The organism is Streptomyces griseomycini (assembly GCF_014203535.1).
GTDB classification, from domain to species: domain Bacteria; phylum Actinomycetota; class Actinomycetes; order Streptomycetales; family Streptomycetaceae; genus Streptomyces; species Streptomyces griseomycini.
This window is the reverse complement of record NZ_JACHJI010000010.1, coordinates 223,091-237,249: the sequence shown is the minus strand read 5'-3', so window position 1 is coordinate 237,249 and position 14,159 is coordinate 223,091. Positions and strand designations below refer to the sequence as shown.

At 73.8% G+C, this 14,159-nt stretch carries 9 protein-coding genes; 3 read left to right on the top strand and 6 right to left on the bottom strand.

All coding sequences use genetic code 11. The features are described from left to right. Positions 1-431: 431 nt before the first annotated feature. Entirely contained in the window at positions 432-1,742 is a 1,311-nt protein-coding gene (locus FHS37_RS27090) for a polysaccharide pyruvyl transferase family protein (RefSeq protein ID WP_184825869.1), read from the top strand. A gap of 23 nt (positions 1,743-1,765) precedes the next feature. After that, positions 1,766-3,223, top strand: a complete 1,458-nt coding sequence (locus FHS37_RS27085; RefSeq protein WP_184825867.1) for an FAD-dependent oxidoreductase — start codon at positions 1,766-1,768, stop codon at positions 3,221-3,223. A gap of 60 nt (positions 3,224-3,283) precedes the next feature. On the opposite strand, the gene FHS37_RS27080 is transcribed toward FHS37_RS27085, so the two are convergent. From FHS37_RS27080 to FHS37_RS27060, 5 genes are all read right to left on the bottom strand, one after another. Beyond that, positions 3,284-6,109 carry an NHLP bacteriocin export ABC transporter permease/ATPase subunit gene (locus FHS37_RS27080; protein WP_184825866.1) on the bottom strand — a complete coding sequence of 942 codons (2,826 nt, stop codon included), beginning with the start codon at positions 6,107-6,109 and terminating at the stop codon, positions 3,284-3,286. Position 6,110: 1 nt separating this feature from the next. After that, a complete protein-coding gene (locus FHS37_RS27075) occupies positions 6,111-8,333 on the bottom strand; it encodes an NHLP family bacteriocin export ABC transporter peptidase/permease/ATPase subunit (protein ID WP_184825864.1) in 2,223 nt (740 codons plus the stop codon). Beyond that, positions 8,330-9,136 (bottom strand): HlyD family efflux transporter periplasmic adaptor subunit, encoded by an 807-nt coding sequence (locus FHS37_RS27070; RefSeq protein ID WP_184825862.1) that lies wholly within the window; start codon positions 9,134-9,136, stop codon positions 8,330-8,332. The genes FHS37_RS27075 and FHS37_RS27070 overlap by 4 nt, the downstream gene beginning before the upstream one ends. Positions 9,137-9,291: 155 nt before the next feature. Next, on the bottom strand, positions 9,292-9,507 hold the full coding sequence (locus FHS37_RS27065) for a type A2 lantipeptide (RefSeq protein ID WP_184825860.1): 216 nt from the start codon (positions 9,505-9,507) through the stop codon (positions 9,292-9,294). A gap of 450 nt (positions 9,508-9,957) precedes the next feature. Continuing rightward, positions 9,958-10,371 carry a PaaI family thioesterase gene (locus FHS37_RS27060; RefSeq protein WP_184825858.1) on the bottom strand — a complete coding sequence of 138 codons (414 nt, stop codon included), beginning with the start codon at positions 10,369-10,371 and terminating at the stop codon, positions 9,958-9,960. Between the two features lie 185 nt (positions 10,372-10,556). Here FHS37_RS27060 and FHS37_RS27055 point away from each other — a divergent pair, with 185 nt between their 5' ends. Continuing rightward, entirely contained in the window at positions 10,557-11,849 is a 1,293-nt protein-coding gene (locus tag FHS37_RS27055; protein WP_184825856.1) for a S1 family peptidase, read from the top strand. 74 nt (positions 11,850-11,923) lie between these two features. Here FHS37_RS27055 and FHS37_RS27050 read toward each other — a convergent pair whose 3' ends face one another. After that, entirely contained in the window at positions 11,924-14,077 is a 2,154-nt protein-coding gene (locus FHS37_RS27050) for a SpoIIE family protein phosphatase (protein ID WP_373304266.1), read from the bottom strand. Positions 14,078-14,159 lie beyond the last annotated feature (82 nt).

Sequence of the window (14,159 nt, the reverse complement as noted above, 5' to 3'; positions counted from 1 at the left end):
ACGCCGGTGGTCCAGGTCTCCTCCCCCCGGCGCCGGGCGGTTCGGGGTGGGGAGGCGTGAGCGCCACGGTGCGACCGAGGGGGCGGAAGGCGTCGTAGCGCCCACCGAGGCGGGCGGGCACGTGGTTGCCCCGGCGCTCCCGGGACGGACGGTGGACCACGCCGACGGCCCGGCCCGGAACCCGTGGGGCGCCGCCCTCCCGCCCGTGGGCACGGGCGCCGTCCCGCCCCTCTCCCACGGCCCGGTGGAGTGCGGTGTGCGGGCGCCCGCGGCGGCGGGCCCCGCCCGTGCCCGGGTGTTTGCCGCGGTCGCGCGAGGGCACCCCGCACGTACGGATCGACCGCCCCCGCGGACCGCGCGGACTGCGCGCGGCGGTGACGCCCCGACCGACATCCGGTACCCACCGACTCCGACGCGACGGGAGTGCACGGATGACCAGAGCCGCCCAGCAACCGCGTCCGTTCCCCGCCCCGTCGGGCCTGCGCATCGGCGTCCTCGGCTCCTACGGCGGTTTCAACATCGGCGACGAGTCCGTCCTCGCCTGTGTGCTGGGCTGTCTGCGGTCGCACCGTCCGGACGCCCGGCTCGTGGTCTTCAGCCGGAACGCCGAACACACCCGCGGCCACCACGCCGACGCCGACGAGGTGGTGGACTGGGAGGGCGTCGCCCGCAGCCCCGTACTCGAGGTGCTGGCCGATCTGGACCTGCTGGTGCTGGGCGGCGGCGGCATCCTCTACGACGGTGAGGCGCGCCGCTATCTGCGGCTGGTCCGCGCGGCGCAGGACCGCGGCGTCCGCACGTTCGCCTACGCCGTCGGCGCGGGCCCGCTGCGGGAGGCCGACGACCGGGAGGCGGTGCGCACCGTGCTGCCGGACATGGACGACGTGGTGGTGCGCGACGAGGAGTCCCGGCTGGTGCTCGAGGAGGTGGGGGTGGAGCGCGAGGTCGAGGTCACCGCGGACCCGGCGCTGCGGCTGTGCCCGGAGCCGTTCACCGGCCGGATGATGAGGGACGAGGGCCTGCCCACCGGCACCCGGCTCGTGGGGATGTCGGTGCGGGAACCGGGGCGGGCGGCCGAGAAGCTCGACGAGAGCGGCTACCACGCGCTGCTCGCCGAGGTGGCGGACTTCCTGGTCCGGCGCCTGGACGCGCACGTGGTGTTCCTGCCGATGGAACGCCACGACGTGCGGCACGCGCACGCCGTGCTGTCCCACATGTCGGCGCCCGACCGGGGACGGATCCTCAACGGTTCCTACAGCCCGGGCCAGGTGCTCGGCTTCATGCGCCGGCTGGACCTGGCCGTCGGCATGCGACTGCACTTCGTGATCTTCGCGGCGCTCTCCGGCCTGCCGGTCCTCCCGCTTCCCTACTCGGGCAAGGTCTTCGACTTCGCGCGCCGCATCGGCGCACCCGCCCTGGTCGGAGTGGCGCGGGAGCAGGCCGGCCTCCTCCTGGCGGAGGTGGACCGGCTCTGGGACGAGTACCCGCAGCGGCGCGCGGAGCTGCGTTCCCGGGTGCGGGAGCTGCACGTCCTGGCCCAGGAGACCTGTGTGCGCTGCGGCGACCTGCTCGACCGCGTCGACGGGACCGGCCGGACCGCCCGCCCCGACGACACGGACGCGGCGGACGGCGCCGAGGGCACGAGCAGTCCACACGTCACCGAGCCGCGGCTCGGCGACGTCCGTGAGCCGCAGGAGTCACGGGCGGAGCCGTCCCGGACGGAGTCGCACGACGCGGCCTGAGGAGAGCCGACGGGAGACACCCGATGCCCATCCTGGAACCGCCCGACCGGGTCCGTACCGTCACGCTGCCGTCGCGGCCCGCCCTGCACGGGGGCCACACCGACGTCCTGGTGGTCGGCGGCGGCCCCGCCGGGTGCGGCGCCGCGCTCGCAGCGGCCGACGCCGGGGCCGAGGTGGTGCTGGTGGAGCGCTACGGGTTCCTCGGCGGCAACGCGACCGCGGCACTGGTCATGCCGCTGATGTCGTTTCACAACGAGCACAGGCAGGCCGTGTTCGACGGGACCGGCGATACCAGCCGGCTGCTGCCCACCGACCACGGCGAGGGCGAGCCGGTGGTCGCGGGAGTCCTGTGGCGGCTGCTGGACCGGCTCGCGGAGCGCGGCGGCTGCGTCCCGCCCTCCCTCGGGACCGGCTACACCGTGCCGTTCGACCCGGAGATCTTCAAACTGGTCCTGCTGGACCTGCTCGACGAGGCCGGGGTGCGGATGCTGTTCCACTCCTTCGCCTCCACCGTGCTGCCGCTGGACGGCGGCCGGCGCGTGGTGTTCGAGACCAAGTCCGGACCGGTGGTGATCGACGCCGGTGTGGTGGTGGACGCCACCGGTGACGGCGACGTCGCGGCCGCCGGCGGAGCGCCGTACGAGATCGGCCGGCCCGAGGACGGGCTGGTGCAGCCGATGACGCTCATGTTCCGCGTCGTGGACTTCCTGCAGCCGCGCTTCGCCGAGTACGTGCGCGAGCACCCGGACCAGTGGCGCGGGGTGCACGGTCTGTGGGACCTCGTCGAGGCGGCCACGGCGGACGGCGAACTCCGGCTGCCCCGCGAGGACATCCTGTTCTTCGGCACCCCGCACCCCGGCGAGGTCAGCGTCAACAGCACCCGCGTCACCCGGGCGTTCGGCACCGACGTGTGGGACCTCAGCCGCGCCGAGCACACCGCCCGCCGCCAGCTCGAGCAGATCGACCGCTTCCTGCGCCACCACGTGCCCGGCTTCGAGGACTCCTACGTCGTGCAGAGCGGCACCCACATCGGTGTCCGCGAGACCCGCCGCGTCCTGGGCGAGTACCAGCTGACCGGCCATGACATCCTGGCCGCGCAGTCCTTCCCGGACGTCGTCGCGCACGGCGCCTACCCGGTCGACATCCACAACCCCAGGGGCAGCGGCACCGTCCTCAAGCGCGTGCCCCCCGGCCGCTTCTACGACATCCCGCTGCGCTGCCTGCTGCCCCGGGAGACGGACCGGCTGCTGGTGGCCGGGCGCTGCATCTCCGGCACGCACGTGGCGCACTCCTCGTACCGGGTCATGCCGATCGCGATGGCCACCGGCCAGGCGGCCGGCGTCTGCGCGGCACTGGCCACCCGCCTCGGGCGCGCCCCACGGGACCTGCCGTACCCGCTCGTCCAGCGGGAACTGCTGCGTCAGGGCGCCCGCCTGCGGATCGGCGACGCCGACGCCGGCCACCCGCCCGCGCACGGCTGACGGGCGGCCCGCCCTCCGCCGCGCCCGTCCGCCCCGGACCCGGACGGGCCCGGGACGCCGTCACGCCATCTGACGCCGCACCAGCTCGTGCAGCCGGCCGTGAGGGTCGGCGAGCAGCAGGTCGGGCGGACCCTGCTGCACCACCTTGCCGTCCTCCATCACCACGACCCGGTCCGCGTCCAGCACGGTCGACAGCCGGTGCGCGATGACGATCCGCGTCGCCCGCAGGGCCTTGGTGCTCTCGATCACCGTGCGCTGCGTCTCGTTGTCCAGGGCGCTGGTGGCCTCGTCGAAGAACAGGATCCGCGGCCGGCGGATCAGCGCCTGGGCGATCATCAGCCGCTGCCGCTGGCCCCCGGAGACCGAGCCGCTGCCCGAGACGATGGTGTGCAGCCCCATCGGCATCCGCCTGATGTCCTCGGCGAGCCCCGCCATCTCCGCCGCCGCCATCGCCTCCTCCGGCGTGTACGCCTCGGTGCCGCAGATGACGTCCAGGACGGAGCCGGTGAACGGCTGGGCGTGCTGGAGCACCACACCGCACTGGCGGCGCACCGCCGACCGGTCGAGGGCGGCCAGGTCCTGCCCGTCGTACAGCACACTGCCGGACAGGGGCCTGTCGAAGCCGATGAGCAGCCGCAGCAGCGTGGACTTGCCGCAGCCGCTCGGGCCGACGATCGCCACGAACTCGCCGGGCCGCACCTCGAGGGACACGTCGTCGAGGACCAGCGGACCGTCGTCGGAGTAGCGGAAGGACAGCCGCCGTGCCTCGATCGCCCCGGACAGCGGGCCCGGCCGGGTGCTCGCCGCGCGCACCTCGGGCGTGGCGTCCAGCACCGGCTTGATCTGCTCGAACAGCGGCAGCGCGGCCACCCCGGAGACGAACGCGCCGGTCAGCTGGGTGACCGAGGTCAGCACCATCGTCACCGACGTGTGGAAGGTGAGGAACTCGGCCGCCGTCATCGAGCCGCGCGCCGGGCCCGCGAGCAGCATGAACGTCACCAGCGTGCACAGCGGCAGGTAGACCGCGCCCAGCACCGCCGTCAGGTTCTTGATCCGGCCGGCCTTCTGCTGCAGCTCCCGGCTGCGGGCGAACTCGGACGCCCAGGCGGCGTAGGCGTAGTTCTCCGCCGCCGCGACCCGCAGCTTCGGCAGGCCGCGCAGGGTCTGGAAGGCCTGGTTGTTCAGCTTGTTGGTGAGCACCACCAGCCGTCGCTGCCAGCGCACCTGCCACAGCCCGAGGCCCAGGAACACACCCGCGACGACGACCAGCATCCCGATCGCGGCCAGTGCCATCGGCACGCTGAACCACAGCAGCAGCCCCAGGTTCACGGCGCCCACGGTGACCGACTGGGCCACCGTGGGACCGACCCCGGCCAGCAGCCGGCGGATCGCGCTGATGCCCATGGCCGCGCTGGCCAGTTCACCGGTGGACCGCTCGGTGAAGAACTTCGTCGGCAGCCTCAGCAGCCTGTCCCACACCGCCGGCTGGAGCGTCGCCTCCACCCGGCCCTCCAGCCGCAGCAGGGTGAGGTTCTGCAGCAGCATGAAGGCGGCTGCCACCACGCTGCCGATCATCACCGCGAGACACATCTGCACGATCGGTTCGGTCCGCGCCTCGGGCACGAACTCGCCGAGCACCTTGCCGGTCGCGAGAGGCACGAGGGCCCCGATCACCACCGTGACCAGACCGCTGAGCAGCAGTCCGGCCAGATCGCCGCGGGTGCCGGCCATGCAGAACCGCAGCAGCCCGAGCGGGCTCAGCCGCCGCTCCGGCAGCGGGCGGTAGAACATCACCGCGCGCGGCTCGAACTCGTCGGCGTTGGCCTTCTCGACCGGTGTCTCCCGGCCGGTCGCGGGATGCACCGCCACGTAGCCGCCGCGCCGCCACAGCAGCGCCACCGGCGCGCCCGACAGGGCCCGGCGTCCCACCAGCGGACCGACGTCGTCCCGCCACCAGCGGCCGTCCAGCCGTACCGCCCGGGTGCGGACGCGGGAGGCCAGGGCGATCTGCTCGACCGGGTCGAGACGGTCCGAGCCGGTGCCCGACCGGGCCGGCTCGGCGAGCGTGATCCCGGCCGCCCGCGCGACCAGCTCGCAGGCCGCGTAGGTGGCGTCCGCGTCGGCCGCCGTGGTCCGCCGCCCGGACCGCTTGCCGATGGAGGCGAGCAGGGTCCGGTCGGCCTGGGCGCGGACCGCCTCACCGGCCTTGATGCCTTCGGCGGTGCGCGTCTCGTGGGTCTGCTCCAGCTGCTCGATCCACCGGTCCAGCGTGGTCATCAGCCGGTACTGCTGGTCGACCATGCTCTGCCACAGCGCCGGGTCCATCAGCAGATCGGCCGCCGCCTCGGCGCCGTACAGCGAGCCGTACTGCACGCTGCCCGGCGGGACCTGCATCCAGAAGACGTCGTCGTCGGTGGGCGCCGACGCCCGGTCGGCGGCCATCGGCGCCTGGAACAGCACCGACAGGCCGCGGCCCACGCCGAGGGCGAGGGCGTACTCCAGCGGGCTCGTCGTCGGCGGGACGTACTGCGGGTTGCCGTACTCGTCGTACGACCAGGTCTGGGTGCCCGCGGGCTGGTACAGCTCGCGCAGGCCGATGCGGTGCACCACGCAGTCCCGCAGCGGGCGTGCCACCAGCGTGTGCCGCGGCCCGGCCACCGGGCCCAGCACCAGCGAACCCGCCTCCAGCCGGCCCAGGTGGTGCCAGTGGCCCCGCTGTTCCGCGTCGACCGCGAACAGGTCCACCGCGCCGGACACGATCAGCCACAGCACCTGCGGCCCTTCCAGGTCCAGGCGGCCGTGACCGGCGCAGTCGACCGGCGTGCCCAGCGAGCCGAGCGCGCCCAGCACGAGGTCGCCCCCGTGTCCTTCGTGAACGGCCGTCATCTCACCGCTCCCTGACCAGGGCGGCGTACGCGCCGCCGCGCGCCACCAGTTCCTCGTGCCGTCCGCGCTCCACGACCGTGCCGTGATCGAGGACGACGATCTCGTCGCTGTCGCGGACCGTGCTCAGCCGGTGCGCGATCACCACGCAGGCGCAGCCCCGCCGGCGCAGGTTGTCCATCACGACCAGCTCGGTCTCGGCGTCCAGCGCGCTCGTCACCTCGTCGAGCACCAGGATGCTCGGCCGGCGCACCAGCGCCCGCGCGATCTCCAGGCGCTGTCGCTGACCGCCGGAGAAGTTGCGGCCGTCCTGCTCGACCCGGCTGTGGATGCCGCCCGGCCTGCGCACGATCACGTCGTACAGGGCCGCGTCCCTCAGCGCCTCCACCACGGCCTCGTCCGGCACCGACGGGTCCCACAGCGCCACGTTGTCGCGGACCGTGCCCTCGAAGAGGAACACGTCCTGGTCGACGAAGGAGACGGAGGCGGCCAGCGCCCCGCGCGGGATGTCCTCGATGCGCCGCCCGTCGATCCGGATCACCCCCTCCCACGGCGTGTACAGGCCCGAGATCAGCCGGGACACCGTGGACTTGCCGCTGCCGGAACCACCGACCAGCGCCACCTGCTGCCCGGGACCCACGGTCAGGTCGAAGCCGGTCAGCAGGGGCTTGTCCAGCGGGTTGTAGCCGAAGCCGATGTTCTGCAGCTCGACATGACCGTGCAGGCGGCGCGTCGAGCCGCCTGCGCCGGGCCGGCCGTAGAGCGGGTCGGCCCGGAAGTTCTCCACGTCCTTCAGCCGCGCCACGTCCGCCGCGAAGTCCTGGATGCGGCCCGCGACGCCGTTCAGCCGGGTGAGGGGAGCGGTGAACCGGGTGACCAGCGCCTGGAAGGCCACCAGCAGACCGACCGAGATGTGCCCCTCGATCGCCCGCATCCCGCCGATCCACAGGATCAGCGCGCTGTTGAGGGTGGCGAGCGTCGGCGCGACGATGCCGAGCCAGGCACTCGGCACTCCGAGCCGCTGCTGCTCCTCCAGCGTGGTGGCGTGCTGCCCCGCCCACTTGCGGAAGTAACCGTCCTCACCGCCGGTCGCCTTCATCGTCTCGATCAACTGCAGACCGGTGTACGCCGTGTTGGTCAGCCGCGCGGTGTCGGCGCGCAGCTTCGCCGTACGGGTCGCGCGCAGCCGGACGACCACCCGCATCGCCACGATGTTCAGCAGTGCCACACCGATGCCGACGAAGGTGAGCTGGGGGTCGTAGGTGTACAGCAGCACCGCGTACAGCACGACCACCACCGCGTCCACGCCCGCCGCCGACAGGTCGCGGGCCAGCGTCTCGGCCACGGCGTCGTTGGACTGCAGCCGCTGCACCAGGTCGGCGGGGCTGCGCTGGGCGAAGAACGTCACCGGCAGCCGCAGCAGATGGCGCAGGAAGCGGGCGCTGGACAGGGTGGAGGAGATGATCCGGCCGCGCAGCAGATTGGCCTGCTGCAACCAGGTCAGCACCAGCGTCAGCAGCACGCAGGCGCCCATCGACGTGAACAGCACGCCGAGCATGGAGGTCCGGTCGCCGATCAGGAACTCGTCGATGAAGGCGCGGCTGAGCCCGGGCACCGCCGCGCCCACCGCGACCAGCAGCAGGCTGGCGAGCACCACCGCGGGCATCGTGCCCGCCGTGCCGCGCAGCCGGGCCGGCATCGCACCGAGCACACCCGGTCTGCGGCCGCCCCGCTCGAAGTCCTCGCCGGGCTCCATCACCAGCACGACACCGGTGAAGCTGCCGTCGAAGTCCTCCAGCGGCACGAAGCGCCGCCCCTTGCCGGGGTCGTTGACGAACACCCCGCGCCGGCCGAACCGGCGGCCCATGCCGTCGTAGACGACGTAGTGGTTGAACTCCCAGAACAGGATGGCCGGAGCCGTCACCTCGGCGAGGGCGGCCAGGTCCATCTGCATGCCCTTGGCGGTCAGACCGTAACCGCGCGCCGCCTTCAGCAGGTTGCTGGCGCGCGAGCCGTCGCGGGAGACGCCGCAGGCGATGCGCAGCTCCTCCAGCGGGACATGGCGGCCGTAGTGGCCGAGCACCATCGCCAGGGAGGCGGCGCCGCACTCCACGGCCTCCATCTGGAGGACGGTGGGCGTACGGACGGTCTTCGCGCGGGGCGTGGGCACCTTGCGCCGGGGCGGGGCGGCGCGGCGCCTGCCGCGGGTCTCCTGGGCGGTGGTCACGGCAGCAGCCAATCGACGGGACGCCGGTCGGCCAGCCGGACGGAGGCCGTGGCCAGGGTCATCGAGGTCAGCCGGAACGGCGGACCGTCCGCGGAGGACCACGCGTAACCGCTCTTGGTGGCGGACGACTTCTCCAGCTCGACCGTGACGGCCACCGGTCTGCCCTCTTTCGTGAACTGCTCGCCCAGCTGGCTGTCGCCGAGGAACGCGGCGATCTGCTGGGCGGACTGCGCCGAGCGGCCCACCGACTTCACCTCGCCGTGCAGCACGCCGTACTCCTGGCGGGGCACCGACTGCACCGTGAGGTCCACGGAGGCGTGGGCGGGGACGGCGGCGGCGCTCTCGGCGGGGACGTACACCGTCGCGTACAGCGGGTCCCCGGCGTCGGCCACCTTCTCCACGGCGGCGACGTCCGCGCCGGTCCGGATGATCTGCCCGACGCCGGCGGCGAGTGCGGTGACCCGGCCCGCGTCGAGGGTGCGGACGACCGTGTCGCCCTGCTCGGTGCGGACCTTCAGCACGGGGGAGTCGGCGGGGAGCCGCTCGCCCTGTCGCGCGAGGACCGCGGTGACCTGGCCGGAGACGGGGCTCTGGAGCACGTAACTGCCCTGCCCGTGGGTGAGGACGGCGGGCGCGCCGACCGTGGACGGCACCGATCCGGTCACCGCCCACACCGAGGCCGCCGCCATGGCGACCACCGTCACGGACAGCACCAGCCAGCCCTGCGGCCGGGCGAAGCGCACCGGCAGGTCGAGCTCCTCCGGGGACTGGAGTCTGGCGAGGGCCTGTTGGCGGAACTGCACGGGTCTTCCCTCACCTGCGTGGACTGAGCGACGTACTGCGGGGGCCGGCTCGCACGAGCCGGCGCGCCGGCCGGCGGGGTGGCCGGCGGGGCGGCGACACCGCGGAGTCCCGGAGCCGGGGGGCGGCTCCGGGACTCACCGGCACGAGGGCGCGGTCAGAGACCGGCGACCAGGTTCGTGACCGGGGCGGTGTTCAGGCCGGTGACACCCTCGACGGTGCCGACGGCCGTGTCGACCAGGCCGGAGACCGGGGCGATGCTGTCCACCGCGCCCGTGAGGGTGTTCACGGCGTTCACGGACAGACCGCCGGAGACGGCGTCGAGAGCGGCGTCGGAGATCTCGGCGGTCTCGACCTGGGGGGTGGAGTTCATGATGGAACTTCCCTTCGTATGGATATTTCACAAGGGGGAGCGGCCCCTCTGGGGACAGACGAAGGCCGCGACCGCGGGCGCCGGGCGCCCGTCGCCGGGAGCCCGGAACGGCCTTGCGGTGCGATGGATCAAAGCACGCCGCGGGCGCGGGACTCCAATCAACCAACCGCCTCACCAGGCAACTTGCGCCTCACCGGGGCCCAGGCGTGCAGACGGCGGCACGGCTCGATGGCGACTTCTTCACATGCCTCACCGCATCGGCTCGTCCGATCACTTGCGCCCCTCGGGACGGAATCCGGCACACCGGTCCCAAAGGCGCGCCCGCCTCTTCGGCATGTGGAGGGATCCGGACTCCGGTGACCGGCTCGGGTAGTCGCTGTGCAGATTCACTGAAGCCGGGATTCCGCTCCCGGGCCGCCACCCTCCGCTCCCGGCCGGTCGCGGAGCGTGTCAGCCCAGGAGCGCGTAGACCGTGCTCGCGCGAGCGGCGATCAGCCCCGACTCCTCGACGGTCATCGTGATGTCGGCGAACGCCATCCGGCGGCCGAGTTTGGTGAGCGCCGCCTCGACCAGGATGTCCGAACCGGTCACCGCCCGCTGGAACGACGTCGACTGCTGAACCGTCGTCATGGGTCCGTAGGCGCCCCGGGCGGCCGACACGGCGATCACGGTCGCCGTGTCGGCGGCGGCCATCAGCGCCTGCCCCGACAGGGCACCGCCCTCCCGGGCCAGCCGCTGCGACCAGGGCAGCCGCAGGACCGCGCGGTCGTCTCCCACGGCCTCCACGGACAGGCCGAGTCCGAGGACCCAGGGGGCGAAGTTGGCGGAGAGGATCTTGTCGGCCTCCGCGGTGCTCATCGTCATACGGGGGACTGTTCCCGCCGCACGCGCGCCGGATGCGGCGGCCGGCGATTTCCCGCCGTCGGCGGAGCGTCCCCGCGACGGGATTGAACGCCCCACGCGGCCCGTGCGTACCAACAGCCGTCCAGGCGCCCGACGACTGCCGAACGGCGGCACGGCTCCGGTCCCCCCCCAGGAGGTCGAGAAGGTTGAGTCACAAGCGAATTCCGAAGCGCAAGGCCGCGATAGTGGCGGGCAGCGTGGTGGCCCTCGGCGCCGCCGCGATCCTGCTCCCGAACGCCAACGCGTCGCAGGACGGCGCGTCGGACGACGCCGCGGCCGCGCCGAAGACCCTGAAGGCGACGGACGCCTCGGACCTCGCCTCGCGGCTCGCCGGGCTCCTCGGCGACGCCTTCGCCGGCTCCTACTACGACGGCGACAAGCAGCAGCTCGTCGTCAACGTCGTACCGGGCGACGACAACAACGTGATCGTGCAGGCCGAGAAGGCGGGCGCGGCCGTCCGCGAGGTCGACAACAGCATGACCGAGCTGGCGGCGGGGGCGCAGACGCTCAAGGCGAAGGCGACCATCCCCGGCACCTCGTGGGCCGTCGACCCGCGCACCAACCGGATCCTGGTCACCGCCGACTCCACGGTGACCGGCGACAAGTGGGAGCGGCTGGAGTCCACCGTACGGAGCCTCGGCTCCGGCATGGCGACCATCAGGAAGTCCGCGGGCACGTTCAAGACGTTCGCCTCGGGCGGCGACGCCGTCTTCGCCGGCGGCTCCCGCTGCTCCCTCGGCTTCAACGTCACCGCGGGCGACGGCTCGCCCGCCTTCCTGACCGCCGGTCACTGCGCCCTCGCGGGCGACCAGTGGTCGGACAGCCAGGGCGGGCAGCCGGTCGCCACCGTCGACCAGGCCGTCTTCCCCGGCGCGGGCGACTTCGCGCTCGTCAGGTACGACGACCCGGCGACCCGGGCGCCGAGCGAGGTGAACCTCGGCGACCGGACCGTGGCGATCGCCCGGGCCGCGGAGGCCACCGTCGGCCAGGAGGTGTTCCGGATGGGCAGCACCACCGGTCTCGCCGACGGTCAGGTGCTCGGCCTGAACGCCACGGTGAACTACCCGGAGGGCACGGTCACCGGCCTCATCCAGACCGACGTCTGCGCCGAGCCCGGCGACAGCGGCGGCTCGATGTTCACCCGGGACGGCCTCGCCGTCGGCCTGACCTCGGGCGGCAGCGGCGACTGCACCTCGGGCGGCGAGACGTTCTTCCAGCCGGTCACCACGGCCCTGGAGGCGGTCGGCGCGACCCTCGGAGCCGGCGGCGCGGGCGCGGGTGACGCGGGCGCCGGTGACCAGGCGGGCGGCGAGGAGGCCGGAGCGGGCGCGGAGGCCGGCGGTCAGGGGACCGGCGGCGACCAGGCCGGCGGCGAGGAAGCCGGTGCGGGAGCCGGCCAGGACGCCGAGGAAGGCTCCGGTCTGACACACACCCGCTGACGGCCCCTCAGCGGCACGGTCCCCGTCCGGCCCCGCCGCCCGGTCGTCGCGGGGCCGGACCGGCGCTCGGGGGGTCAGGCCTCCGGCAGCGCCCGCAGCAGCAGCAGCGCGATGTCGTCCCGGCGGCCCTCCGCGTCCGCGCCGTGCCGGACCAGGGCGTCGGCGAGGTCGTCCAGGGGACGGTCGCCGAGGTCGGTGAGACGGCGGCCCAGGTCGGCGAGGGCCTCCTCGAAGTCGGTGCCGGGGGATTCGACCAGGCCGTCGGTGTAGAGGACGAGCAGCGAACCGGGGGGGAGGGCGACCTCGGTCGACGGATAGGCCGCCGAGCCGTCGATGCCCAGCAGCGGCCCGCCCGCGAGGTCCAGCACCCGCACCCGCCCGTCCGGCCTGCGCAGCAGGGGCGGCGGATGACCCGCGCGGGACATCACGGCCCGCCCGTGCGCGGGATCGAGCCGCAGGTACAGACAGCTCGCGAACAGCTCGGAACCCAGGTCGAACAGCAGCCGGTTGGTGCTGCGCATGACCTCCTCGGGCGGCTGCCCGACGGCCGTGTACGCGCGTACGGCCGTGCGGACCTGCCCCATCAGCCCGGCCGCCGTCACGTTGTGCCCCTGGACGTCCCCGATCACCGCCGCGGCCATCCCCTGGGCCGGTACCAGGTCGTAGAAGTCGCCCCCGATCTCCATGCCCTGTGTGGCCGGCAGGTAGCGGGCGGCCGCCTCGATCCCGGCCAGCGGCGGCAGCGTGTGCGGCAGCAGCGCCTCCTGCAGCCCGTGCGCCAGCCGGTGCTTGGCGTCGTAGAGCAGGGCCCGCTCCAGCGCCTGGGCGATCAGCCCGGCCAGCGAGGTCAGCACCGACCGCTCCTCCGTCGCGAAGTGGTGCGGCGCCGCGTACGACAGCACGCACGTCCCCACCGGGCGCCCCGAGGCGATCAACGGCAGGTACGCCCAGGCCGCGAACCCGGAGGGGTTCAGGAGCAGCGCCGGGTACAGGCGCTCCATCTCCTCACGGGTCTCGAAGAACGCGGGCACCCCGGTGCGCAGCACCTGGCCGCCCGGGGTCGGCTCCGACAGCGGCATCCCGTCGTACCGCTCCACGACCCGTGGATCCGGGTACCCGCGGTGCCCCAGCACCTGCAGCCGGCCCGCCCGCGAACCGAGGACCACCAGCCCCTGGCTCCCCACCGCCGGCGCGATCTCGTCCGCGACCAGCTGCACCACGTCCTGCACCCCGACCGCCTCGGTCAGCGCACCGGCCAGGCTCAGCACCTGGGAGATGGTGACCAGACGCGTCGGGGTCTCCCCGGACCGCGGCGCGGTGCGGTTCATCTCCGCCACCGCGCGCGCCCGGCTGATGCGGACGCTGAGTCCGGTCGTGCTCGGGTACAGCCGGAAGGACAGCCACTCGCCGGGCGGACGCAGCGCCACGAAGGAGGTGACGTGCTGGCTGAACAGCGCGGCCCGGTACCGGTCCTCGTACACGGGATCGTTCAGCCACGGCACCGACGCCCACAGCTGGGCGCCGAGCAGCCGGGTGACCGGGACGCCCAGCAGTTCGGCCGCGGCGGCGTTGGCGAAGCCGACCCGCCCGTGCACGTCGAGCGAGCACAGGCCGTACGGCAGCCGCGACACCATCCGCGCCGCCTCCACCGTGCCGAGCGTGCCGGCCATGCCCCCCACCAGCGGCGCGGCCACCAGGTCCGGTTCGGACGGCAGGGGCAGACTCCGCTCGGCGGCCCGCTCCAGCCGTACCGCCAGCCGGTCGCAGGCGGCGGTCAGATGATCGCGTTCCCAGTCGGACAGCTCCTGCGGATGGGTACCGGGCCAGGTCACGAAGACCGCGCCGTACGCCTTGGTCGCGGTCGCCACCGGCAGCGCCGCCAGCGAGAAGGGATACGGCAGCACCATCGCGATCCGGGGATAGCGGCGCGCCATCTCCTCCTCGCCGCCGACCCAGACCAGCCGCCGTTCGCGCACCGCGTCGGACACCGGGATCGGGGCGCTCAGGCCGACCCGTTCCCACGGGGCCGCGAAAGCGCGGGGGAGCCCGGCCATCACCGCCATCTCCAGCACGGGCTGGCCCGGCGAGAGGAGGTACACCGCCCCCGAGTGGGCGTGCACCTCGTCCATCATCGAGGCCAGTGTCAGGGACAGCATCGGACGGCCGACCGGAGCCCGCGCACCCGCCGGCGCCTGCGCGGACGACTGCCCCTCGGACACACCGACCACCTCCTCGCACGGCCGTGCCACCGCCCTCGGGACCCAATCTCCTCCCTGCCGGGCCGTCGCGCACCGCGAGCGGCGGAGGAGA